We start from the raw sequence: 26552 nt of genomic DNA on the forward strand, positions 1-26552 counted from the left end.
GATATGATTACAGACTAGTTCCATCTTCTAAGTATTCTGGCCGGAGCTCCAACCGCCGTACAGGATGCTCCGATATTTTTGATAACCACCGATCCTGCACCGATAATCGCATCATTTCCAACTTCCACACATTGGAGAATCGTTGCACCTGCTCCGATCAGTGAATTGGCACCAACTTTGCTCTCGCCGCACACCTTGGTTCCAACCGCCACATGCGCAAAATCACCGATTTTGCAATCATGCTCAACTATAGCCCCCGTGTTAATTATTGCGTTATCTCCAACGGAGGCTCCTGCGTTTATCACTGCAGTTTTCCCAATAAATATCCCACTTCCAAGCTTGGCATCAGCAGCCACAACTGCAGAGGGATCAATTATATTGGGAAAAGAAAACCCCATATCCTTCGCCATGAAAAACAATTTACTTCTAAGGCCGCTCGGTTTAACAAATCCCACAGTTATAAATGCATTCTTAACGCCTCCAGCCAAAAGTTCGGGCAGCTTATCGTCTCCGCCCACAACCTCACAGCCAAGAATCGTATCCCCGGGCTTTAGATTGACATCTGTTACGTAAATTTTCTCGAACTTCCTGGACCTGAGCGCTGCATCAATCACCGACTTGCAATGCCCGCCGCCACCGATCATAACTATGCTTTCCATGTGGATTCCTCCGAGAGACTGGTGCTAACAAATCAATATATTCCTAAGATATATTATACTCGATATTTCGTATAACGTGAACATCCGACCTTTCTTAATCAGCGTCACATTTCAGATAAATATTCCTCAACATTCCTATATTCTCTGCCATCTGAAAGTACCTCTGTCTCTCCGGAATATAGAACACATCTCTTTTCAATCATTCCATATATCGTCCTAACGTGATCCAGTTTCTTCTCATCCATAAGATGCTTCCACTGATTATCTGCACGTTCACTGCTATGTTTTATTTCATACAATTCACAGCTGTCGGTTTCCTGATCATAAATGACCATATCAATCTCGCCGACATCAAATTGGAGCTTAAAAACCCGCTTATTCTTCCCCAGAGCCTTCTGTGTCTCTAAGAGGACAATATCCTCAAGCATTATCCCCCGTACATCTTCAAGGATTTTACTTGAAATAAGCAGTTTTTCGCGTTCACTAAGCGCTTTGAATTCCTCATTTCTCATAATTAAATACACAAGAGCCTGTGCCTGGCAGTACCTCATTCCAGGCTGAGTAAAAATTGTACGCCAAAGGTCACCTGTACCAGCAGCATTGGATTCAATTTTTATATATTCGATTAAATCCAAAGCTTTCAAATACTCTTTGATCTCAGTTAATACCGCTTCAGAAATGATCTCTGAGAGTTCCTCATTTTCCTTTATATCAAGAATCCCTTTCAACTTCTTTATGACATCAGATGTATCTATCTCATCAAGCGCATCCGTTCTTTTCTCAGGTTCTCTTGCACTTCTAAGCATCTGTGCAGATGACCTAAAGTCCCTTGAAACAAACTCCTTCAGAATGACTTCCTTGGTAAAATCATGATTCATATCCTGAATAATACGATTGATGACATTAGTGAGTTCATGGGCATCATATAACCTTTTCAGATTCCTGAAATGAGTCCCCTCTTCATAACATGCCAGCGAATGCTGGATATTTTTACATATCGCCGTATCAATATAACGTCTGGTGCTCTCATCATCTCTGAAAGATGCCTCCTCAAAATCCTCATCATCTCCAAACCTAAGTTCACCCGCTTTTAATGTTCCGCCATATCGAATATAGTCATCTATACTAGTTATCCCTAATAGCCTGGCATGCTCTCTGTATGGAATATATGTTGTGTGTACCATAACAGCACGATCGTATAACTCTTCATTGGAAGCAAAATAAAATCCCAAAGAATCCGTTCCGGACAATATAATCTTTAGTCCCTGCGCAGCATAGACATCCGAAAAGAGCGACGCAGAATCAATGAAGTCACTTATCAGAGTAACTTCATCAATAAACAAATATTTAAATCCGCCCTTTACTGCCAGCTTCATAGCTTTATTCATTTCAACCATCGTATCTGCTGTCGTCGCCTTAATATATAACGACTTAGTGAAATCAGCATCCTTCATGCCTAGAAAGAGCTGCCTTAAAAGAGTCGTCTTACCTGTACGACGAAGGCCATAAATCAGGCAGACTTTATCAGACTGCTTTCCATAGATATACTTTTCCAATATCCCATAGCAGTCCCTTTTCTTAAGCCCTTTAGCAGCATCTGCCATATTTCTTAGCGAGCTTCCATACATGGCATTCACTTCAAAATCAAAGTCATTAGAAAATTCAGGCTTTCCATAGGCCACACCAGCTTCCATCAGATAGCGTCCCTCATGCCTTTTTTCAGTTTTCCCAAGACTCCTAAGATTCTTTTGAAGTTCTTTCCTAAGTTCTACCTGCTTCCGAAGAATTGCAGCGTCCTCTTCGCTCACGCTGTCATAATGCATCTTTCCATTATCATCCTTCCATTGATGATAATTATATATTTTTTCGTTGATCTTCTTCTGCGTAACATAGCCCCTTGGAAGTTCACTAATCTTCTTATTCAGTTCAAAACTGTCATTGTAACTACTCATAATCATTAACCTCTAAAATAATTTTAACCCCAATTAACCCTAGTGTCTATGGGTTAATTGGGGTTAAAGCCAATGTAATGCGCCATGATTTCATGCGCATTACATCGAGTTTTTTGTTTTACTCTCGACAAATAATATACTATAATAATACTGAATACAGCATATTATTTTACGCGCGTCAAATATAATAGTTTAAGAGGTACTATATGACCACAATAATAAAAGAAAAACAAGACCTAGCCTACCTGAAATGGTCTCATATAAGGCACTCCGGCGGTACTGCAGGCACTTTTCTAAAATCCTCTTCCACCCTCGGAAGAAAGAAGGAATATTATAAACTCTCACTATTTGATTCGGAGAAAGGCATAATCGGACACGAGTGCATTAACGAAATTATCGCTGACAGACTACTGACAATTCTTGGCATAGAGCACCTTAGCTACACCCTTATAAACGCGGACATAGCTATCGACAGCAGAATTTATAGCACCTATCTATGTGCTTCCGAAGACTTCAAGAGACGAGGCGAAAGCAAAATTGCACTGGACGATTATTATAGAACAGGCGCCAATCCCGGAGAATCCAAATACGATTTTTGCGTAAGGCAGGGCTTTAAAGAATACATAGACAGAATGATAGCCTTCGACTATATAATCCTCAATAGGGATCGCCACGGAGCCAACATTGAAGTTCTGAGAAACTCGAGACAGCACACGCTGAGAATAGCCCCCTTATTCGATCACGGATCATCTCTTTTATGCTCATGCCTTACACCAGAAACTGCTTCTGCCTTTGATGTTATGGCGGATAAACCATGTAACAATTACATCGGCACACGTTCATGTTTGGAGAATCTGGAAATTATAAAAGGGCAGAAGAATCTCTTTCCAAATCAACTCAAAGAGACTGATAAGTGTTTTCTGCTGGATGGATTGGATGACATACTACCCGCTATTTTCATAAACAAAATCTGGGATATGATCTATGAGAGGTACTTATTTTATGAAAATCTATGAGATTTTTGATAAGGAAAATGACATATCGATAGGCATTCTTTTATATTATGAAAAAGAAAAATCCTTCATAATAGAACTACAAGAATACCTTGACGAGTGGAGTGCCCCGCTCCTGCTGACAAACTATGTTAAAAGGGGAATATTTACCATCCCCCGCGACGTAAGCTTATTATGGGTCAAAGAGCGCATTATCCCGAACAGTCGTCAGAACATAGGCGACATCCTAACCACGCACGGCCTCAGGGAATATGATGAAATAAAATTCCTTGAACTATCTCATGGCCGATGCTCTCAAGACAGTCTGTATATAAAAAGGATTGAGAAATTGCCTGAATATGTATTAGAAAGGCAGAAAAAGAATCTTACTAACTGCACGATTCTGGACGGTACCTTTTTGCTTTGTTTTTTTGCAGATGATACCATTAGAAAAATTGATCTGCGAACCCTCAGTTATCTTCCTGATGTTGATGCCGTTATTAGAAACAGAACTCTTTTTTCCTCCTGTCAAATCGGCACAGGCGGATATTTCATTACGTTCAACGATTCTATAGACATTCCTGCATACGAACTGCATGAAGCAGGCACTTTTATACCACTAAGACCGCAGGACTTTTTACTGTTTGCAAAAAATAATCTCGCAGACACCACCGAATGCTGCGAGATATTGGAATGCTCCAGACAGAATCTGTCCTATATGGTAAAACGCGGACAGCTTACACCCGTGAAGGAGAACGTGAAGGGGAATCTTTTTTCAAAAGGAGATGTCGTGAGGAATATGTGGTAAAAAATGATAAAGCAATTAAAAAGGGTCTGCCGCTCATTGCGACAGCCCCTGCATATCAAGCTTGCTGTAATTTCTTTAATTCAAGTATATCTGCTGAATTCTTCTGAATAGCACGTTTCATTATTTCAATATCGGTTATTGCATTTTCGAATTTGTCGCTATTCTTTATATATCTGTTAGATGCATCCAGATAGCACGCCTCAATAGTATTCAGCCTTCTAATAACATTATTCTCGAGCTGATCAACCTTAATACAGGTGAGGTCACTCTTAATACCGGCGAGATCACTCTCAATACCGGTGAGGTCACTCTCAATCCTGTCAAAACGCTTATCATGCTCATCCAAGCGTTCCTTTATACCGGCAACATCCTGCTTGAGGCCTGATACATCCTGCTCTAGGCCAGATATACTTTCCTTAACAATTTTTGATATTGCTATTAAATCTTTGTCATTCAATGACATTATATTTTCCTCCTAAAACAACTATTGTTGGAGGTCCCACCATCATCGGAGCATTTAAAAGAATCACATCCGATGAATACAATATTATCACAAGCTTGTATGGGAGGCTATTAGCAAAAATAACAAAGATAAAAAAATGGGGTTTTCCACTTTTGTAAGGACTATCCCATCCATTCCCTGATCTGGTCATCCGTAAACTCGCGCATATCCTCGCCCGAATTCCAGGCCTTGTACCAGCTGACAGTCCTGTCTATCGCCTCAGAGATATGCCACTTTGGTTCCCAGTCAAACGTTCTCTTTAATTTCGAAGAATCAAGCTGCAAAAATCCTGCCTCGTGAGGCGCATTCGTCTCTGATAAATCCTTCCAGGAGGCACCTTCTCCCCAACTATTCACAAACCTGTCCGCTAGTTCACCCGTAGTCACGCAGGACTCCGGATCAGGCCCAACATTATATGAACCTGAGAACTTCGGATTCTCAGCCTGTCTCATAGCTATAAGCAGATATGCAAAAACCGGCTCAAGCACATGCTGATAAGGCCTTACAGAAACCGGATTCCTTACAGCGATACTCTCGCCCTTTATTGTCGCTCTCACACAATCCGGAATTATCCTATCCGCAGCAAAATCCCCGCCGCCGATGACATTTCCTGCGCGTGCAGTAGATATCTGTATATTCTTATTATCTTTGAAAAATGATTTCTCGTAGGAATGTGTCACTAATTCCGAACAACTCTTAGAATTCGAATAGGGATCGTAGCCGTCCAGCTTTTCATCCTCACAAAAAGCATGATCCGGTCGTTCCGAATTCTCATATACCTTGTCAGTGGTGACATTTAAGAGACTCACCTTTTCAGAAAACAACCTCACGCACTCCAGAATATTCACCGTTCCCATCACATTGGTCGAATAGGTATTAACAGGATCTTTATAGGATTCGCGCACAATAGGCTGCGCCGCCATATGAATGACAACCTCAGGAGTAACGCTCTCATAATATTTCTTCAGCTTATCAAGATTGCGAATGTCCCCAATCTCACTTTTTACATCCTGATAAGTACCCAGAATATCATAAAGCTTCGGATCACCAGAAGGTTCGAGGGCATAGCCGTACACATCCGCTCCGAGCTGGCAAAGCACAGCGCACATCCAGCTTCCCTTAAAACCTGTATGGCCGGTAACGAGCACACGTTTCCCGGAATAGAACTCCTTTATAGCTTTAAGATTTTCAGCATTCATAGGCACGTCCTAACATCTTCATATCAAAAAAACAGCCTGAAGTATCACCTTCGCCATATAAGTCAGCTTCTCATCCGTCATTCCTGGATATAGCCCAACCCAGAAACTATCCTGCATAATTCTGTCTGTATTTGTAAGAGAACCGGCAACTCTATAGCCATCCCCGGCTACCCTCATTTCATCAAAGCATGGATGTTTAATGAGATTTCCCGCAAAAAGCATTCTCGTCTGAACGCCGTGCTCCTCAACAAATCGCACAACCTTATTTCTGTCCACCCCGTCCTTACAAGTCATCAGATATCCAAACCAGCTGGGATCTGAATTCTTTGTAGCAATCGGAAGAATCAGCTTTTCCTCAGCTCCGCCCTCGACAAGAAGCTTAGTCAGATACTCGAAATTATGCTTCCTCTTCTCCACAAATCCCGGGAACTTTTCAAGCTGCGCACAGCCGATGGCCGCCTGAAGATCCGTGGCCTTTAAGTTATATCCGAAATGCGAATAGACATACTTGTGATCGTAACCCTTAGGTAACTCCCCATATTGTCCATCAAATCTGTGTCCGCACATATTATCTTTACCGGAAGGACATACACAATCGCGGCCCCAATCTCTCATGGATCTCACAATTTTATGAATGAGCGGATTGTCAGTATAGACCGCGCCACCCTCGCCCATTGTCATATGATGAGGCGGATAAAAACTCGAGGTTCCAAGGTCTCCGATTGTGCCTGTAAAACGCATCCTGCCTTCAATGGAATATCTGCTGCCCAGGGCATCACAGTTATCCTCCGCAAGCCACAAATTATTTTTATCGCAAAAACTCTTAACTTCAGCTAGGTCAAATGGATTACCAAGAGTATGCGCAATCATTACAGCCTTTGTTTTTTCAGACAAAGCTTTCTCAAGCATCGAAACATCAATATTATATTCAGGAATCTTAACATCAACAAAAACAGGAACAGCGCCATATTGAATAATAGGCGCTACAGTTGTAGGGAAGCCTGCAGCAACCGTTATGACTTCGTCGCCCCTACGAACCCTTCGTTCTCCAAGAAGCGGAGACGTCAGCGCCATAAAGGCCGCAAGATTCGCGGAAGATCCGGAATTAACAAGAGAACAGAACTTCACGCCAAGATACTCAGAAAGCTTCTTCTCAAACTCGTCTGTATATCTGCCGGAAGTAAGCCAGAATTCCAATGCAGAATCCACAAGGTTAACCATCTCATTTTCATCATAAACCCTGGATGCATAAGGTATCCTGTCTCCCTCATGGAATTCATCGGATTTAGTGTGATATTTTTTTGCATATTCAGATACCATATCCAGTATCTGCTTTTTCATCATTTCCTGATCAGACATCATCTCTCCCACCGGAACTTAAATCGCCATGAGTATCTTCCCACTTCATCCAGGGCGCTTCACCTCTTGCAACCATGCCTTCGAGAACATCGTGCTCCCGTTTTGTGTCCATGCATTGCCAGAAACCTTTGTGGTTATATGACATCAATTCACCCAAGCCGGCAAGCCTCTCAAGGACATCCTTTTCAAAAACAGTAGAATCTCCTTCGATATATTTAAAAACATCAGGCTGTAACACCATGTATCCGGCATTGATCGGTCTGGCATCTGTAATTCTTTTTTCTCTAAAAGCGCGAACCGAATTATTCTCAGCAATATCAAGTACCCCCTTTTCCTGATCCAGCATCACTGATGTAAGCGTGGCTATCCTGCCATGCCCCTTATGGAATTCCACAAGTTTATCGATATTAACATCGCATACGCCGTCACCGTAGGTCATCATAAAAGGTTCATCGCCAATATACTTCTGGATCCGCTTAAGTCTTCCACCTGTCATCGTCTTAAGCCCGGTATCAACCACGGTTACCTTCCAGGGCTCTCTATGTATATCGTGGAATTCTATACTATAGGTGTCAGCCAGATCGTAGGTGACATCAGAAGTATAAAGGAAATAATCCCCAAACCATTTCTTGATAATATGCTGCTTGTAGCCTGCGCAGATTACAAACTCGTTATACCCAAAATGAGAATAGTATTTCATGATATGCCAGATAATAGGCATACCTCCTACCTCAATCATGGGTTTTGGTTTATACCCGGACTCCTCAGAAAATCTGGTTCCTTCTCCGCCGGCAAGTAATACAACCTTCATTGTTTTTCCCTCATAAAAATCAAAACTTAAAGTCGCTCTAAATTAGGTAATTAAAACATTTTGCCACTTTTGCAATGGTTATCGGACCGTTTTTGCCACTTTTGCAATAAAATAAGTCTGCTAGCAAATATTAAAGTGCTTTAAAAAATTCATCATAGTTGAATCCGGACTCACTTTTTATAGTTTTAGGAGCCGGATTTCCCGTCTGCTTCAAATAGTTTTTGAATTCTTCCGGTGAATCAAACAGTCTCAAATTATCTCCAAGTTTCTCTGAAATATGCGGAACAAGCATAAAGCTGTAAAAATATTTCTCAGCCACAAGATCATTTAAAACAAAATAGATATAGCTATATTTCCTGACGGATATCTCAGGCCAAATATCCCTGAAATCACAGATAGAATCAAACAAAATAGGATCGGAGGTCTCTTCCACTTCCTGATCAGCATAAGCATTCAAATCTAGCCTTATAACATTAGTCTTTTTTTCTGCCAAGTACTCATATAGTTTGCTTCCAATTGTTGTTTTTCCTGCTCCAGATAATCCGGTTATCCAAAAGACGCGTCCCTCTATACCATGCTCCTCTGTATACCAAGTCTGTACACGATAATCACGCAAAACTCGGGTGTTCTCTTAAATGTATATCGTAATATTTTTTTAATACCAGTTCTATTTTCAAACTCATTTCATCGTTACATACACGTTTTTTTCTTAAAGCTTTCCACATTTCGAGATTATGAAGATAAATTCGTTCACAACATTTATCCCACGTATATTCCTTTACCATATCTTCCATATGAGTGTAATATGCTCCATACATCAATTTGTAAACTCTATCCTGCAATTCCACAATTATTCCAATTGTGATGTCACTCGTTAGCCTCAAATCCAGCACTATATCCATCAATGCATCCAAATGAGCCAGCCTAGTGTCCAGCTTCATGTAAGCATAATCTGCTTTAGCATGTTCGTAACTATATCGTTCAATCTCCTCAGACACATCGTATTTCAGAAAAGCTATCGGCGCTTTCCCAACAAAACCATAACCCCGAACAAGGTATGCCAAAATAGTATTGTGAGGATACGCAGCATAATAGGAATTCTTTCCCCGATACATAGCAGAAAGCTTCTCCACAATTTTATTATCCTTAAGTAAATTATTATTAAAGCAGATCCCTGTTATATAATTTGTTGAAAATGCTGATAACACACTATTAAATACATCATTTTCATTATCATAATCATCATACAAAATTATGTTTTTATTATTTCGTAGTCTGAAAAGAATACCACCTTTGCCTCTATTGAAAAAAACAAAATTCAGACAATCTTCGATACATTCTAAATAAAATCTATCCTCATCAGCGCAAAGAACCACAAATTCACCATTTGAAAGAGAAACCACCTGCTCTATACTTGCCGAGAAATCTGCCGGAGGAAAGCTCCCATACACCACCCTGCTATCTTCATCAGCAATGCGACTAATCTCTTCATATTTATCAAGTCCAACTGTCGATCCATTATTTGAAACTACTATTTCAATTTCTTCATCATATTGTAGTTTTCTGAGGTGATTTACATTGTTCAGAGTAGCTTCTCCACGATTTCTTGATGGTATTGAAATTGAAATCAAAGGCTTTGTTATTTTTTCTTTACGAATACGAATATCATGAACTCTTTCGAAAACATCATGAAGAATTTCCTTTTCTATCCCAATAACTTTTCTTGGAATATATAATCCATTTTCAACGATATGGTTTTCAAACTGCTGTAGTGATTCATAAAAATAACAATTATCCAAGCACTTTTCCATCAATCCAGGAATTTTACAATAAGAAAAAAAGCGTCTTCTACTTTCAACATCTGGCAAAACCACATATATTTTGCGATATTTGGTGGCTCTTATCTCATCAAATAATTCTATTTCACCACCATATATTAGCAATGTGCCATAGTTATCATCAGGACATTTATCCTCTTCCAGCTCAATATTTCCTTCGAAACTTTCTGAATTATTATTCCATACAAAAAAACAATTATCTGATGCCGGGATCATATCCATTGTTAAATCATCATATTGAGGAATGTTGCAATTCATGTAATTGCAATTTTCTTTAAAAAAACTTGTATTCTCTTTGTAAGCCTCTCTAAATTCTTTATCGTTTGGAATAATAAAACAGTCACTAATAGTCGTAACTATAGAGTTTTTTATCTCCTCTGATTGAGTACAATTGTATACAGAAATAAACTCATTAAGTGCTTGTATATATTTATTTTGTTCAAATAAACTGATTGCTTCCTGTAATCCCATATCATTGCCCCCACAAACACCATTCCTGATTGCTATACAAATGAACTTACCACTTTATGTTATCTTCTCCTAAAAGAGATATATAATCCCACAAATAATGGCTATCTGTAAATTCTCTTTCAGTATCCATATCTATGAACTCGTTACCACAAAGTTGTCGTAACTCATTTATCCTTTCCTTATACTTGGATTCTTGTATTAGATTATTGTCTTCATCAGGAAGAACATAATATGCTTCGCGACCATTCGGATAGCAAGCAAAAATGTCCTTTTCCGTTCGAACAGCTCGGCACTGTATACAATACATCCATTCAAACTTTTTCTTTTTCATCTGTGGAAGTATTAAATAATCAACCATAGTATTCTTATTCATATAATCCACAGTTTCATACCGAATATAATCCGAGTAAATAGAATCTAACCCATCATATGTTTTGTCTATGTTGAGTTTTATTATTGCAGGAATAATATCCAGTCCTATAAGTTTATTTGATATCCCCTTCAAATAAGCACCTTTGTTAGCTATTAGAACAACATGACTCCTTTTCTCGGCATAAATTCTCTCGACTACATTTGTATGATCAGAAAAGTATAAGTGCAACGTATTTTGCGGCCATAGTTTCTTATAAAAAGATAATTGCTCTCCAATAAATTCTAGGCTGCTCCTTCTATCTAGATGATCATCATTTCTATATGTTTTGCACATCGATGTATAATAAGGCAAATGTGTTTCTGTCATTATATGAACAAACTGGCATATCGAATTATCAGTTCTCATACTCTCACATAATGCCAGCCAGTATAGCCTGCTTGCACACTCTGCTGCATGCTTATTCCCAAATGGTATCTGTTTTAAATGCTCTGGAAATGCAGGAACATATGCTTTATCCTCAAAATAATCTTGATATTGATTTGGATTAGCATAATACGTAAACTTATATCCATTAGTACACAATAAATGCAATAACTTTGAATGGTTCGATGAAAATTTGTTATTCTTATATGCCTTATCTGATATTGGCATCCCATTCCCCAAAATTAAATTAGTTACCATATGGGTCCAAGGACATGGTGTATACGCCTTGCTAAAAACCAGAGAATCATCAAGTCTTTCTTTATAAAAACTTGTTTCAGAAAACTCATCCGCACCTACGCAATCTATCCAATGCATCATTATTCTCTCAGATTGCCTATTCATCTGAAGTCTACTTATTTCATCAAAAAAATCGTCTAAAGAACGTAAAAAGCCTTCATATAATGAGTCTGTATCCATGCCATTATTTATTAATTCTTCTATTCTTCTTCTGGCAGTAACAAAATCACGTATCTCTATAAGATAAGCTACTAATTTAGTTAATAGTCTTCGCTTTTCCTCATAACAATTACTAACTGAATATCTCTTATTTAATGATATTATGTCCCAATATGTTATTTTTTTATGTAAAGTTGTGGCATACAAAAAGAAATCTTGAGTAAAATAAAATCCTTTGGCCTCAAGAATATCATATGGATCAATGACCTCTATTTCAGGAATGCATTCATTAAGATCAAGCCAATAATCAAGGCGGAATCTAAAAGTAGACATTATAATAACATCTATTCCATAGTCCATTTCTTCATCAGGATAAACTGTTGCTATTTCTCTTCCTTCATATTCAAAGTTCCACTTATGCAATAAATCAATAATATATTTTACCCTTATACGATTTTCTGGTTTTAAAATCCGCAATAGTTCTCGCGTATGAGTCCCCCACCTCTCAGAGCAATCACCTTATCTAATGGAATGTTTTCAAAAATCTTGTTAACTACATCAACATAACAATCATAAAAATATATATCTTTTAATTCTGGCGCATTATCATATATACTATACTGACTAATAAGATTAAAAAGTTTGGCATTCAGATTTTCCATATCAACTATTCCACCTTAATGATTCTAATTCCATCCATTTCTGTCATAGTAATCTGTTAAATATTCTTTAGCTTCCACATCATTTTTGTATTGAACTAATGATATTTTTTCCCACAACGCTGTATCAGTTATGCGTGGAGCAATAACTTTGGCAACCAAATAACAATCCTCAGATGCTTTCCTATCTTTATCTAATAAAATGAAACTTCTCCACACTGCATAATCTGCCAGATTCCTAAAACCCAATTCAGAAAAGTCTTTATCAAAAGCTCTTCCATATTGTGTCTCATATGTCCTTACCTGAATAATTATGGACTCCCACCTTAAAAGGATCTCTTCTAATTCATCTTCATAAATTACAGGTTTAAGGCCCGCTAACGGCTCTCTAATATAACAAGCATATCTCTCGTTATTTGTATAAGCGCATTTATTCCACCATCTTCGTTCATTAGTCATTCCATTACTTCTATACAAATCCTTACCCAACGGATTCCCCATAATTTGTATCTGATGTCTAAACCCCCTCTTGATATAATCCGACACATCAACATTGCCATCAATTATACAATCTGTATCATATAAAGGTTTTTGCTTTCTTTTTGTTCCAGATTCAATAATATCAGTTTCACATATACACATAATTGGATTCAGTTGAGCATTCTTAATCATAGCAGTCACACATCTTCGCAAATAGTTTGGATATAATATATCCCCAGGATACAAAACCACCGTGAACACATGTACTCCGGACAAGTCACATCTCTCTATTGTGCTTTGAAGAGAGTTTAACATCTGTCTTCTATTGGCAGTATTGGATCCTCGATATAAACCAAATCTGGGTTGATCATAACTTAATAACTTCTCGTATGTTCCATCTTTGGATCCAAAATCCATCACTGTAATATAGACATTATCTTGTGGATAATCTTGTCCCCATACACTCTGAAGCGTAATATCTATATCTTGAATATTATTTCGTGTAGGAATACATATTTGAATTTTTGCTTCTTCCATAGTCCACCCCAAGTACTAATTCTTTATACCCTTTTGGAGGTTCATACCCTCTCTTTTTATTTGGAGATATCCAAACTATTTGCTTCAAAATATCCAGATTCACTTTATGCTTGCCAATCATTTCAGTTAATCTTTTATAAGCTTCATCATTAACGATATTTCTGTTAACTACCAGCGCATATGTAACATATTGTTCTGCAACTGTATAATCATCAGCTGCCAACATACCTGCTGCATACCCCAAAAACTCATCAGCAAGTCTATGTAATGCTTCTTCCTCTCTCTCGTAGACATCCGGAATATTCTTTTCTTTAGCATACTTTACAAAATCTTTAATCGTTAAATGGCATAAAATAGGATGTTGAAAATTCCGCTGTGTCACAAATGTTTCGGTCTGATTTCCAATTCTAATTCCACATCTTTTCTCTTTAATATATGCAGCATCATATTGATCTGATAAATAAAACCACAGCGTTCTATCTGCATTCATGTGATCTATTTCCTTATCATAGCCATGAATATCCATAAATGCGCTTCGTCTTATTACACCCTGAGACGGATGTGCTACTGTAGTAACCATATATATTGGCATTGCACTACGACCCGGTGCAACAAAACTACATTTATAAAAAGAATTATATTTTTCTACAGAACCATCCTCCCTATAGAAATCCTTTTCTCCATGCACATATCCTACATTAGGATATGTCTCCATGATCTCTACAGCTTCTTCTATAAAGGAAGGGAACAAAAAATCATCTGCACATAATAAAATCATATACTTCCCATTGGCAAAGTTATCTGCAAGCACATTGTAGCTTTTGTTAAGAATATTGATTCCATTTTTGCAGATTGAAAGTCTTCTATCATATAAATACTTAGATGCTATTTCTATGGAATTATCAGTAGATCCATTATCCAAAATGGTTATTTCCAGATTTCTATAAGTCTGATTTAGAGCACTGGTAATACACTCATCCAAATAATGTGCATGATTATAATTAGGTATTAAGATACTTACCAATGGCTGATTGTATTCAAATGGTTCTTTAGCCTTTTCCATACAAAACTTTCCTTTAATAATCTGTTTAAACAGACAAACGTACATTATCAGCTAAGACACAATATCTTGTTTTTTAGATTTAACTTTTCTATTGATGCTAAAATAGATTTTTTAGACGTTTTTCCTGGAACTACAATAGTAAATTCGCTATCACATATCTCTAATGGATTCTTTATCTCTTTCCCTATCAATTTCTTTTCTTGTAAAGCGCTATTACCATCAACAAAATAAGCAATATTGCATTCTCTTAACTTTGTATATGTCAGTAATCCCCTTGTATATGCTGAACACCCCCACACAATGCATTTTTCTCGTGTTTCAGCTAATCCATCAAGTATTTCCTTTAGTCTTTCTGATTTCAAATTAAACGAGTTCATTGACTGTAATATATGAGCAGCATCATTAGGGCAATACGTGATATCTTCAGAATAACTGTCATTCATTTTTTTAAACGCAGCTCTTAGCACCGGAAAAATCCCCTGACTATCCGTAGATTCTGATGCCACTAATCTCCATTCATTCATTAAATTGCATAAAGAATGAATAGAATAGTTATTTATATGCTCCATGTTAACGCTTTGGAAGTATCCCGGAAAAAAAGCAGTTTCTTCATAAAGTGAACAATCCGGAACTTCAATCGCAAGATATCCACCGGTCTTAAGCCATTTCCGCATATTACCTACTGCTTTTCTTGGGTCCAAAAGATGTTCCATAACCATTTTTATAATAATCACATCGAAACTACCTTCGAATTCAGGTATTGTAGTTTCACAATTACCGGCTCTTACGTCATAATATTTTCCTAATTCCCCTATCAGAGGAGCATCAGTATCTATACCATGAATATTCACATATCCTCTATCTTTTAAAAGGCCAAGTACCCAACCATATCCACATCCCACATCAAGAATTTTCGCTTCTTTGTCTATTTCCAAATGATGTTCTATGAACTTAACCATATTGCTATTTAAAACCAGTTCATCGTCTGTCATAGGTGCAATTCTTACCGCAGCTTTTGATGTGTAAGTACTGTAATGCTCATCTAATTTACTGAAATCTATACCATCATGATATACGAAGCCACACTTTTTACACCTCTTTATCACTTGGTTATCAAACAAATGATTATTTGCATCGAAATTCACTAATTTTATCTCTGAAATAACACTGAATTCTTGATGACTACATATTGGACAATCTCTCATTTATCTTCTCCACAAGTTAAATCCATACCTATTTTCAGCGCCTTACCTCATTTTACCGTTTTCAGGAATGCTATATCGCTCACTAAAGCCTTGTTCTCCAGCAATCGGCCTGGTTGATAATATTCTGTCACAGTGCCCACAACTTCGGTCATAGGGCTGTTCCATCATTTTTATAATTTTATTCCTTAATTCCTTGGTATTCTTACATTTCTCAATATCAACATAATCAGTTTCATAATCTGCAATTCCAAGATCATATAGTGATAAACAAAATGCACATGGAAATACCTTGCCATCAAAAACATATAAAAATTTCACACCACAATTCTTTTTGCTTTCTATCATCTCATCTTCAGTATAATGGTTATCACCTAATGTCGATGATATATTCCATGTCGGTAATTCATTTTGAACACCTACCGTATACCCCAAATTTATCGCACGCTCTACACTTTCATGAAATCTCTCAACCTCTTTTTCTCCAAGAGCTTGCGTATAATTTGAAAAAGCAAGCCTAATTCTTTTATCTGACATCGCACTTAGTTGCTTTTCACTCATTTTCGCAAGTCCGTTTGTATTAACTATTACAGATCCAAATGATTCCGAATGTTCTAATATTTTATTGACTATCTGATCCAGCTCTGGATGCAGAAATGGTTCGCCGCCAAAAACATTTATTACTCCAAATGAATCAATTGCTCCAAAAATCATGTCTATATCTCTTTGGATGACATTTATATCAACATTATGTTTTCTTTTTGCCGGATATGAATTCATATACATAAAACAATGTGTGCATTTAAGATTACAGAAATTATTGACTATAAAATGAATCCTATCAAAAGATAATAATTCATTTTCGTTGACATCTCGTTCTACACTTATCTTATTTCGCATTATGTTATGCAAACGTTGACAGTTGCAAACTGTACATATCTCCATTCTGGTACATACAGATGTATCAATTGGCTCTCCTTTTGAAAAAGGACAAATAAGCCCTTCTAAGACAGCAAGTCCACTTACTGTTTTAGTCCAGCCATCTTTTTTTAATTGTTGGAAGAGTTTTGGACTGACCGGTACATTAGCAATACAAAAAATTATTATTATGTTATCCTGCTCTGTTATATCCTCTGGTACAAAACCATACTGTTTTACATCTATTCCATTACATTTACCTATATCTTTATACTTTGCATCCCAATATGCATCTATATGAATTCCCAAATCTATTAGTCTTTTTCCTACCGCCGAACCCAGATTTCCAGCCCCCCAAATTATTTTCCCTGAAAATGAGTTTAAGTAATCAATAAACTTATCTTCATCAACAATATTCCCTAAATGTGCATCACTTTCAAACTCACTAATTGAATACATCCTTCACCCTCACATAACTACAGACACTTGTTCTCCGGCTGGTATCTCCTTGGACTTATCACTACAACAATAATCACAAAACTCATAATACTCTTGAGACAAGTATCTTTTTAAACTATCCAATAATTCTTCCCTATCACTAATATCAACCGCAACTTCATCCGGATTTCTCAATCTAAGCCCAACCATGTTTTCAGCAATAGTACATGGATAAAAGAAACCATTTTTTACAGCAGCAGACATTTTGATGCTTGTACAATTCTTCTTTCTCCTTATTAACTCACTTTCCGAATAACCATATCCCTTTATTTCTGCTGGCTTTAGCCATAACGGCTTAGAGACCGAGTAATTAATTCCCGCCTTAGAAACTTTTTCGATATTATTATTGATAAGTTCTTTTTGTTTATCCGTAAGATATGAGTCATATAGTGAAAATGAAACTTTTACCCTCTTATTTCTTATTTTTTTCAGCGTCTCCTCTTTTAAGCTAACAACCCCATTAGTTGTTATATTTATCACACCAAAATTCTTTCTCTTGAGAAAATACTCGACAATCTCTGCAACTTGAGGATGTATAAATGGCTCCCCACCTATCACAGAAATCATCCCAACATAATCTACTGCATCCATAAAATTGTCGAAGTCTCTACATATATTCTCGAATTGATAGTCAATTTTATCTTCGTATCTATACTCTGATAATCGTTGTCCACAATATTTACAATTCAATGTACATCGAGTTGAAATTATGAAGGTCATTAGTTGAAATGAAAGCCCATTACTATTACTTACCTTTTCATGCGAAAGATTCGTATATCTCTCACAATTACACAAACTGCATGCTTTTCTTCCGGTACACTCTGTAATATCAAAATTCTCATCATTAAGAGGGCATACCAATCCCTCATACAGAGTCATTCCATCTAAAGTATGTGTGAATCCATTCCTTTTTAATTCTCTATGTGTCCATTCATTACCGAGCGATCCATTAACTATAGAAGCAATAATTAGTGCCCGATCCTTGTCATATATCCCCGTAAATGCTTCAATCACTTTTATCCCGTTACAAATCGTTTTTTTCTCATAATCTCTATCCCAATAAGAATCAATAAGAATCCCATTTGAAATTAAGTATTCTCCGAGCTCAGAACCTAAATTTCCAGCCCCCCAGATAACAATTTGGTCAAAGCTTTTTATATATTCAATCATCGCTGAGTTATTAGGTTTTTTCCCCTCATGTGCTTCAGCATAGTATTGGTCAATATTCATATGAATTATTATTTCCTTTCCCATACCAAAATAGAACAAATAGAAATGTCTTTTATATTTCTTCTGAAAAAAATTATCCATATTATTATCAAGTCATTAGTGTATTATCATTCTTTATTTCAGATAGATTTATAACGTTTATTGAATTTCCATAAAGCACAGCATTTTGCATAAGAACTTCATTTATGGCTGCTGACGGTTCAAACGCATATACCTTGCAATTTCTTGATGCAGCCAAGCATGAAAACATCCCTATATTTGCTCCAGCATCTATAACAATTCCCTCTGTATTAAGCCGAACTTTACCATATTCGTATAGTCCTTCTATGCAAGCAGTACTATCCTCAAACAGAAACGGATACATTAAGTCCATTGCTTCGGGCAAAAAGCTATTACTATATTCAGGGTTCTTATATCCTGCTTCTAGAAGCGTCTTTTCTACATCATCCTGCACTCCGCCGCATACAGAAAGCAGAACATCCACATTTTCTTTATCCTGAAATTCAGTTACAGAAAATGCAGGTATGTTTCTTATCCATTTTTCTTCAGCGTAATCATCCCCTGTAGAACTAATCGTTGCGCCTATTTTTTTGCCAAGCATCATGAATAATTCGTATATAACACACGTCTGTCGACCTCATCCAAACAAAACCTTTGGTCTATCAGATGAATAATAATCCACTATAGGCTTATATTCATCTAATTCCAACATATGAAGGAACGTTTCATTCATGTTACTTTTCTCCGTATTAAAGTTCATAAACCGGGAGTAAAAAGAAATAATCTATAACAGTAGTCGTACCTGCCAAGATCCAATCTGCCCCCTCTGCTTAATTGCATCTTCGTCGTACCAAATCAATAAATATATATAATCTAGATATATATCGCCTCTATTAACCGTAAAATATAGATTACTATTAGATTAAGAATTGCTTCCATTGTACCATAATTTGACTGTAATTTGCTGATAAAATGATAATTTGAGCTGATCACGCCCTATTGGAATTTTATGTGTTAATCATTCAACTTTTGTGATAGAATCTTCTTCGGCGGTAGCCCTGCGAAAGCAGGGAGGTGATGCCAATGGTAAGTTATTATGATTTATTTACTTTTGTAATAATGCTTTGTGCTGTGATTACCTTGGTCATTTACATAAAGAAATAACCGCCCCGGTCTGATCAACTGAGCGGTTATTCAACATAACTAGATAGTTTATCAAGCGGGGTTACCGCCTTTCTTTATATTAAGTATAACAGATTTTCTGAATAATTCAAATTAAACCTCAAGTCCATTTTCCCCCAAAATCACTGCATATACCCAAGGATAATCCCTGCTAATAATATTCTTTATTTCCTCAGAATAACTACCCGCCATAACTATTACTGTATCTATTTTGCCTTCCCTTAAAACAATAGGTGAAACTACCGGCAAATGCGTGGCAGGAGTATATTTATTCTGTTTGAAATCCGCCGAATCTAGTACACATTCGATATATTCAGTCATATTCAGAAGTGACAGATTTGCAAGAGCCTGATGTCCAGCGCCCCAAACAGCAATAGTTTTGCCTGCTGCCTGCTGCCCATTCAGGAAATCATGAACCTCTTTTTTCAGTTCATTGTGTTTATCCACAAAAGCCCCGGCATCAAACGCTTTTCTCTTTTTGACTTCTGCAGATAGTATATACCCGTGCCAGATTTCCTTACAGCTAATCACTTCAAATCCCGAACGCATAAGTAGTCCCACAAGAGAATCCTTTGTAAAATAAGATAAATGGTCCTGAATAAACTCAGAATATAGTGATTTTCTTATCATCATATCGAAGTTAGGAACTTCAACTATTCCAACACCTTCTTCCGATAAGTTACTCCCAATTCCCATAAGAAAATCTGAAGGATTCGGAATGTGTTCAAGGAAATTCATTATAATAAAGCCATCGTATGGACTATTCTCGATTTTGGTATCAGAATTCTCTATGAATCCTTGCATAACACTATGGCCATTCTTCTTTGCCACTTCTACTGATGATGCCAAATGTTCTATGCCTGAGACTACTGCCCCAGTACTCTCCATAGGAGTCATGTATTCACCTTTTCCACAGCCTATTTCAACAACCTTTTTCCCGATAAGGTTATTATCATTAACCCATTTGGAATATTGCTGTCTTCTGAATTCCATCATTTCTTTGGAAAAACTGGATGCTCTTATAACGTCCCTATAATAGCTGACAGGTTCTCCAACAGCCTGCACTAATCCGCAGTAGTTACACTGTCTCAATCTAATACTTATACCTTTTTCCTTATCAATTTCGCTTTTATCAGGAAAAAACTGCGCACTCTTAGGCATATTTTCATATACAAGAATGTCCGTATCCGGAAGTATTTGGTTACAAGCTCTGCAATATTCACACATATACTTCTCCCTCTGAAATACAATTGATTCTACTTTCATGGAAGACGACCATAACTATTACTTGTAAAAATCTTTGTTTTCTACATTACCAACATATTCTTCCGAGAACTCGACACACCACTTCATTATCTGCTCTATTCCTTGTTTAAAACTGTACTCCTCAGAAAACCCGGTTGCCGCTACGAGCTTTGAAATATCGCTCCTCATCTCAGTTAATTTTCCTCCCGGATAATCCTTTTCACCAAAAATCGGACTAATTTCAGAATTAACCACATCATGCATCATCCTGATATATTCTTTAAGAGGCATCTGAGTCCTGCTGGCAACATTATAGCTTTCACAACTTTTTCCTTTTTCTGCAAGGAACAATAAAGCCTTTGCCGCATCAAAGGAATAGAGATAATTCCACATCTGCTCGCCCTTTGTATACTGTGGTCTTTCACCCTTAAGCAGCTTTAATATGCTTGTGTTTATCAGGCTATTTGTCCCATCGTAAGGTCCATATACGCTAAAAAGCCTTGCACAGATATGTTTAACTCCGCTTTTGTGACACATAATTCTTGTCATATTTTCTGCACACAGCTTTGCATTACCATATCCGTTTTGAGGTGCCGGGATAATATCCTCACTAATATCCTCACTAATATCCCCACCTTGCTCTCCATATTCAGCTTGAGATCCGGTCATCACAAAAACGGGAGATCCTATGTCCTTACATAATCTTGCCGCATCAACGGTATACACTATATTTCTCGATTGGAGTTCCATGTTATCCCTACTGCCAACCTTATCTGATATAGTGGACCCTTCCCAAGCTAGATGAAACATAGCATCAAAAGACCCATAATCTTTAATTTCATCTGCTATGCTGCCAATTTCCATTAAGTTTTTATGTACAATATGAAGTCCCGGATCATCCGGAAGATACTTCTCCCTGAAAGATCCGGGTCTTACTATTGCTATAACTTCTATTTTCTTTTCCAGCAGATATCTTACAAGGGCAGTTCCGGTAACTCCGGTACCGCCTGTAACAAGTACACGTTTCATACTTAGGATTCCTTCCAATACGGATTCTGTGTCCAATCGCTGTCATCAAATATTTCTGTATAAGGAACCGGTACAGGCTTTCCGTAAATTTTATCTGCAACATATTTCTTTACCCACGGAATGTCCTGCGCCAGGAAGCATTCGTTATAATGCTCCCCGAAGTACTTGATCTTTAATCCGTTCTCGATAATATCCTTAAAGGGCGTTTCCAGTATGTTCCCTATTGAGCAATGGAAATACGGACATGGTTGAACATCTCCATACTGTGTTACAGAAACAAATCCTTTTACACCAATGCACCCCATATTTAGGTCATAAGCCGGTGTCAGGTGGGTGCAGAGCCTATATTTCTTTTCAAGCTCCCTCTCGTAATCAAGATCGTTTTGATCTATCATGCTTTCAAAATGACCTTCATAAGCACCTATTGGCTTTGCAAAGGTAATGAAAACCATTAGCCCCATGTCATTATAGAACTTAACAAAATCAAGAAATTCCTGAGAATGTAATCTCTGCTTTGTGACAACCGTCTGTATATACAAGGGAAGTCCGATTCTTTGGCATTCCTTAATTCCATCCATTGCATGATGCCATGCTCCGGGCTTTCTTCTAAATGAATCATGTTCCTCGGGATTAAGCGAATCTATGGACAGCTGAATTCTGTCAATTCCGATTTTCTTCATGTGCTCAGCTTTCTCAGCAAGCAAATATCCGTTTGAATCGCTATTTATGAAAAATCTGTCAGGTCCGATTGCCTCGACAAGTTCATCCAGATCAGGGAAAGTTGTTGGTTCACCTCCACTAATTACAAATCTGGCAAGACCCATCTCATCAGCCTGATCTGCAAGTTTCTTTACATCTTCCGGGGTAATGGTCCTTTTTCCGGCAGCATTTTTCTGATACGCCTCAATTGAGCAATGCTCACAGAGCATGTTACACATGTATCTGTATTGAAGCTGAATTATCGCTATGCTCTCACCCCAGTTGTATTTCTCCGTAAATTTGGAAACCTTTTCAAATACCTTGGGCTTTTTTTCTTTTAGATAATTTCTACTTGCCTTTTCTTTCTCAGTAAGCGCCATTTTTACTCCCCTATAAGGTATATAATCCAAATAATAGAATTACTCAATCCCACAAAACTCTACTTTCCATTGATAGTCCGCAGAATCTCCTCCGTCAGATGAACCTTTGTCTTCCTTGGCCTTATAAAGTTCTTGGTATCATCATAGAAGGAATCGTTTAGATAATGCGTAGAGGATATCTCCTCAAACACGCAACCATCCTTTGAGGTAAAGCTGTGCTTAACATTTCTCTCAACTGTCATGAGGTCACCCTTTTTCAGGGTCTTGGTCTCACCGTTTAAAGTAATATCAAGGGTTCCATGGAGTACAACAAAGGTCTCTTCCTTTTTCACATGATAGTGCACAGGATGATCCTGCCCCGGAAGAACCACCAGTATCTTTTTGCAGTATTCTCTGTTGATACATTCGATTATGGTCACTCCGATTTCCTTGAACTTATCAATTCCATAGTGATGAGAAATCTCGCAAGTTGAACCGATAGGAACCACCACATTGCTATCTGTGAGAAGTCCTATAACATCTCGCAGAAGATCCGGAATCTCCTGCTTAACGTCCTTCACCTCAACATCTGTTCTCATGATCGGCGCATCGGCATCAGCAATTTCACCAAGCGTCCTGATAATGTTGTATTTGGACAAATCCTTGGCAACAAGCTGCCCAGGCACACATGGAAAAGCAAGGTAATAATCGTTTGGCCCTATTACCTTTCCTTTAGGAAGTCCTTCTTTTGCAAAAACTCCGCGTCGAAGCGCAGCAAGGTCATCCTGCTCCTTCTTTGTTGAATGATATCTTTCACCCTCAGTACCGCAGGTAGCAAAGGCAAGTCTTGCTGCTTCAAGCCATCCTCTTACCTGCTCGGGGTTTGCAGAATATCCGTTTAGTTCTATAGTATCCGTGGGCACACCCACATGCTTTTCAAAAATCTCAGCACCTTTGGCAACTGCAAGTTTTATCGGAAGTGTATTATCCGGCGCCTCATGTGTCGAGAATCCTATCCTGATTTCCGGGAACAACTGCTTATAAAAATCAATCTGATTGAGTTCCAAATGCTCATTGGGAGTAGGATATTCGGCAACACAGTGCATGAGAGATATGTTAATATTTCTGTTTAGGAAGAATCCTACAACCATGCGGACATCCTCTAAATCGCTTCCGGCACCGGATGCGATAACAGGCATATTTTTCTCCGCAATTTTCTCAAGAAGCGGCCAGTCAGTAAAAGAACAGCTGGCAATTTTAATATAGTCATAGCCCTGCTCCGCTATTCTATCCACAGAAATCTCATCAAAAGGAGTACATATTGCCTTAAAATCACTATCTCTTACTTCCTTTAAAAGCTCTGCGAACTCCTCCTGAGAAAGTCTTGTACCCTTAAATCTTTTAATATTTTTAATATCATCCCTATCCTTATAGGCAGGATGAATAAAGGTATCCAAATCCCTGTACTGGAATTTGAATCCAAAATCAAACTCAGGAAAATCCTTAGTCACAGCCGCAATTTCACGAATAATGTGCTTTCCGTGTTCTACGCTTCCCTGATGATTGTTTGCCATTTCAAATACAAAAAGTGGTCTGTTTTTCATGGCATTTCCCTCATAAGAATCTATTACAAATTCAGCTATCAATCTCTGAATAAACTCCCTTCATCTCTTCCTCCGAAAGGAATGGGAAGGGATTCTCCAAAGCTGCAGAAACTCTTTTACCATTTTCATCTAAACTGGAAATGCATTTAGGGATTTCATCAAACAAAATAGAACCGAAAAACTCGCAAATAACCGGTCCATCCAAATTCATGACCTTTTCGAGAGTTTCGTCTATGTCTGAATTATCTGCAATACTGTAATATTTTATTCCATAGGCATCAGCTATCTTGGACATATCCGGAAGGCTCAGTCCGCTTCCCTTGTCACATCCCACATGGAATCCACCAAAGTTCCTGTCCTGCATAGTTGCTATTGCAGCATATCCGATATTAGAAAACACAAAGATTTTTGCATCCATCCTGTGATGAACAATAGTCTGAAGCTCCTGAATATTAAGCTGCAGACTTCCGTCCCCCTCAATGCATATCACCCTGTTTTTATCAGCTGCAAAATACGCGCCGACAACAGACGGTAGAGCAAATCCCATGGATCCGAATGCCATGGATGAGATGGTCCTTTGCCCCTTTTTGTGATTAAACGCCATATGTCCCGCAGTATTGCATCTGCTAGTGGATGATATCACTATTGTATCATCTTTTTTACATTTTTCTGACAATTTAATAGAAAGTTTATACAAATCGACTCCGGGAAGTTCCGCAGTCTGCTTTTCTGCCAAAATTGGATACTTATCCTTAATGTCATGACAAAAGCGCAGCCACTGTGAATAATCGCCAAGCATCCCTTTGCCATAGCCAGCATCTGCTTCGGGTGCCGAAGTCTGCATCTTCTCCAATTCTTTGCATAATGCCTCTAGAAAAGCTGCTATTCCGGAAACTATCTTGACCTTTCCAGGCATATCCAGCTTATCTATTTCATTTTCATCAACATCAACTATAAATTTCTTGTCAGCCCTCAGGGCAAAGCGTTTTTCATTAAATGCGGTTATCATGTTGTCAAGTCTTGATCCAAGGACTACAACAAGATCTGCTCCCTGAGTTATGATATTTGAGTATCTTGGCGCCTGGAGCCCCGGACTTCCGAAGAAGTACGGATCATCATAGTCCATGACATCAAGCGCTCTCCATGTAGCAACTACAGGAGCTTTGATAAGCTCATTTATCTTGAGAAAAATATCTTCCGTTCCATCAGCTACAAGGCCGTGTCCAATTATAAAAAGCGGTCTTTTACAAACTCTGAGATCCTCACACAGCTCCTTAGCCTTTTTTGATATATCTGCTTCACTAAAATGTAACGGCTTCTTGTCGTCTGCAGCGTTATACCCTTCAAGCTTCTCAGGATTGATCTCACTATTCTGAACATCAAGAGGGATGTCTATCCACACCGGGCCTCTTCTTCCTGTCATTGCCTCATGAACAGCCTTCTCCATGTGATACCTGATTTTTTCAGGCTCCATGACAGTAACAGCATATTTTGCGACAGGCTTTGCCATGGATATTATGTCATTTTCCTGAGCACCAAACTGACGAACCTTCCTAAGGCTCGCAAAATCCGCTCTCTTTACCTGACCGGATAGAAAAAGAACAGGCGTAGAATCGGTATATGCTGCTCCAAGAGCTGTCAGCGCATTGGTTCCACCGGGACCGGTGGTTATCATGCACACGCCCAGATCATTTTTCTTCATGGCGTAGGCCTGAGCCGCTATTCCTGCTGCCTGTTCATGATGACAGCAAACATAATCAATTTTGCTCCTTCCGGCAGCATCAACAAGGTACATTATTCCACCGCCGCTCAGCATAAAAAGATGCTTAACACCTTTATTCTCAAGGAAATTCATTACATATTCAGCAACGTTCATCCTGTCATCCTCTCATTCCAAATACAAAAATCGTGCATTCATATATATTATATCGTCATTTCGATTATTATAATAATAAATTATTCATAAACTCACGATGCTTTCATCAATTGCAAACACGGCTATAT

Annotated in this window: 22 protein-coding genes; 2 read left to right on the plus strand and 20 right to left on the minus strand. The window is 38.0% G+C overall.

What is annotated here, in order from left to right:
- Positions 1-14: 14 nt before the first annotated feature.
- Entirely contained in the window at positions 15-659 is a 645-nt protein-coding gene (locus G596_RS0108155) for an acetyltransferase (RefSeq protein ID WP_022761348.1), read from the minus strand.
- A gap of 104 nt (positions 660-763) precedes the next feature.
- Positions 764-2611 carry an AAA family ATPase gene (locus G596_RS0108160; RefSeq protein WP_022761349.1) on the minus strand — a complete coding sequence of 616 codons (1848 nt, stop codon included), beginning with the start codon at positions 2609-2611 and terminating at the stop codon, positions 764-766.
- Between the two features lie 206 nt (positions 2612-2817).
- Here G596_RS0108160 and G596_RS0108165 point away from each other — a divergent pair, with 206 nt between their 5' ends.
- Positions 2818-3627 (plus strand): hypothetical protein, encoded by an 810-nt coding sequence (locus G596_RS0108165; RefSeq protein ID WP_022761350.1) that lies wholly within the window; start codon positions 2818-2820, stop codon positions 3625-3627.
- On the plus strand, positions 3614-4411 hold the full coding sequence (locus G596_RS25200; protein ID WP_022761351.1) for a hypothetical protein: 798 nt from the start codon (positions 3614-3616) through the stop codon (positions 4409-4411). Before G596_RS0108165 ends, G596_RS25200 begins: the two co-directional genes overlap by 14 nt.
- Positions 4412-4466: 55 nt before the next feature.
- Here G596_RS25200 and G596_RS0108175 read toward each other — a convergent pair whose 3' ends face one another.
- The 18 genes from G596_RS0108175 to G596_RS0108265 form a co-directional block, all read right to left on the minus strand.
- Positions 4467-4874 (minus strand): hypothetical protein, encoded by a 408-nt coding sequence (locus G596_RS0108175; protein WP_022761352.1) that lies wholly within the window; start codon positions 4872-4874, stop codon positions 4467-4469.
- Positions 4875-5035: 161 nt separating this feature from the next.
- Positions 5036-6112: a CDP-glucose 4,6-dehydratase gene (gene rfbG, locus G596_RS0108180; RefSeq protein WP_022761353.1), complete on the minus strand. Its 1077-nt coding sequence runs from the start codon at positions 6110-6112 to the stop codon at positions 5036-5038.
- An 18-nt stretch (positions 6113-6130) separates the two neighbouring features.
- On the minus strand, positions 6131-7471 hold the full coding sequence (gene rfbH, locus G596_RS0108185; RefSeq protein WP_022761354.1) for a lipopolysaccharide biosynthesis protein RfbH: 1341 nt from the start codon (positions 7469-7471) through the stop codon (positions 6131-6133).
- Positions 7464-8282: a glucose-1-phosphate cytidylyltransferase gene (rfbF, locus tag G596_RS0108190; RefSeq protein WP_022761355.1), complete on the minus strand. Its 819-nt coding sequence runs from the start codon at positions 8280-8282 to the stop codon at positions 7464-7466. Before rfbF ends, rfbH begins: the two co-directional genes overlap by 8 nt.
- Positions 8283-8412: 130 nt before the next feature.
- Entirely contained in the window at positions 8413-8898 is a 486-nt protein-coding gene (locus G596_RS0108195) for an adenylyl-sulfate kinase (RefSeq protein ID WP_022761356.1), read from the minus strand.
- Positions 8891-10591: a glycosyltransferase family A protein gene (locus G596_RS0108200; RefSeq protein ID WP_022761357.1), complete on the minus strand. Its 1701-nt coding sequence runs from the start codon at positions 10589-10591 to the stop codon at positions 8891-8893. Before G596_RS0108200 ends, G596_RS0108195 begins: the two co-directional genes overlap by 8 nt.
- A gap of 46 nt (positions 10592-10637) precedes the next feature.
- Complete coding sequence (locus tag G596_RS0108205) at positions 10638-12320, minus strand: hypothetical protein (protein WP_022761358.1); 1683 nt, start codon at positions 12318-12320, stop codon at positions 10638-10640.
- A gap of 209 nt (positions 12321-12529) precedes the next feature.
- Positions 12530-13519: a hypothetical protein gene (locus G596_RS0108215; RefSeq protein WP_022761360.1), complete on the minus strand. Its 990-nt coding sequence runs from the start codon at positions 13517-13519 to the stop codon at positions 12530-12532.
- Entirely contained in the window at positions 13476-14582 is a 1107-nt protein-coding gene (locus tag G596_RS23670) for a glycosyltransferase family 2 protein (protein ID WP_022761361.1), read from the minus strand. The genes G596_RS0108215 and G596_RS23670 overlap by 44 nt, the downstream gene beginning before the upstream one ends.
- A 47-nt stretch (positions 14583-14629) precedes the next feature.
- Positions 14630-15787 (minus strand): class I SAM-dependent methyltransferase, encoded by a 1158-nt coding sequence (locus G596_RS0108225; RefSeq protein ID WP_022761362.1) that lies wholly within the window; start codon positions 15785-15787, stop codon positions 14630-14632.
- A 42-nt stretch (positions 15788-15829) separates the two neighbouring features.
- Positions 15830-17161 carry a radical SAM protein gene (locus G596_RS21455; RefSeq protein WP_022761363.1) on the minus strand — a complete coding sequence of 444 codons (1332 nt, stop codon included), beginning with the start codon at positions 17159-17161 and terminating at the stop codon, positions 15830-15832.
- Positions 17162-17170: 9 nt separating this feature from the next.
- Positions 17171-18454 (minus strand): radical SAM protein, encoded by a 1284-nt coding sequence (locus G596_RS0108235; protein WP_196805207.1) that lies wholly within the window; start codon positions 18452-18454, stop codon positions 17171-17173.
- Between the two features lie 64 nt (positions 18455-18518).
- Positions 18519-19034 (minus strand): hypothetical protein, encoded by a 516-nt coding sequence (locus tag G596_RS0108240; RefSeq protein ID WP_022761365.1) that lies wholly within the window; start codon positions 19032-19034, stop codon positions 18519-18521.
- Between the two features lie 671 nt (positions 19035-19705).
- Positions 19706-20839 carry a class I SAM-dependent methyltransferase gene (locus tag G596_RS0108245; protein WP_022761366.1) on the minus strand — a complete coding sequence of 378 codons (1134 nt, stop codon included), beginning with the start codon at positions 20837-20839 and terminating at the stop codon, positions 19706-19708.
- 57 nt (positions 20840-20896) lie between these two features.
- On the minus strand, positions 20897-21886 hold the full coding sequence (locus G596_RS21460; protein WP_022761367.1) for an NAD-dependent epimerase/dehydratase family protein: 990 nt from the start codon (positions 21884-21886) through the stop codon (positions 20897-20899).
- Positions 21887-21888: 2 nt separating this feature from the next.
- Entirely contained in the window at positions 21889-22965 is a 1077-nt protein-coding gene (locus G596_RS0108255; protein ID WP_022761368.1) for a radical SAM/SPASM domain-containing protein, read from the minus strand.
- A 59-nt stretch (positions 22966-23024) separates the two neighbouring features.
- Positions 23025-24548 (minus strand): N-acetylneuraminate synthase family protein, encoded by a 1524-nt coding sequence (locus G596_RS0108260; RefSeq protein WP_026671247.1) that lies wholly within the window; start codon positions 24546-24548, stop codon positions 23025-23027.
- Between the two features lie 31 nt (positions 24549-24579).
- On the minus strand, positions 24580-26424 hold the full coding sequence (locus tag G596_RS0108265) for a thiamine pyrophosphate-binding protein (protein ID WP_022761370.1): 1845 nt from the start codon (positions 26422-26424) through the stop codon (positions 24580-24582).
- Positions 26425-26552 lie beyond the last annotated feature (128 nt).

This window comes from Butyrivibrio sp. AD3002 (genome assembly GCF_000420905.1).
GTDB lineage: Bacteria > Bacillota > Clostridia > Lachnospirales > Lachnospiraceae > Butyrivibrio.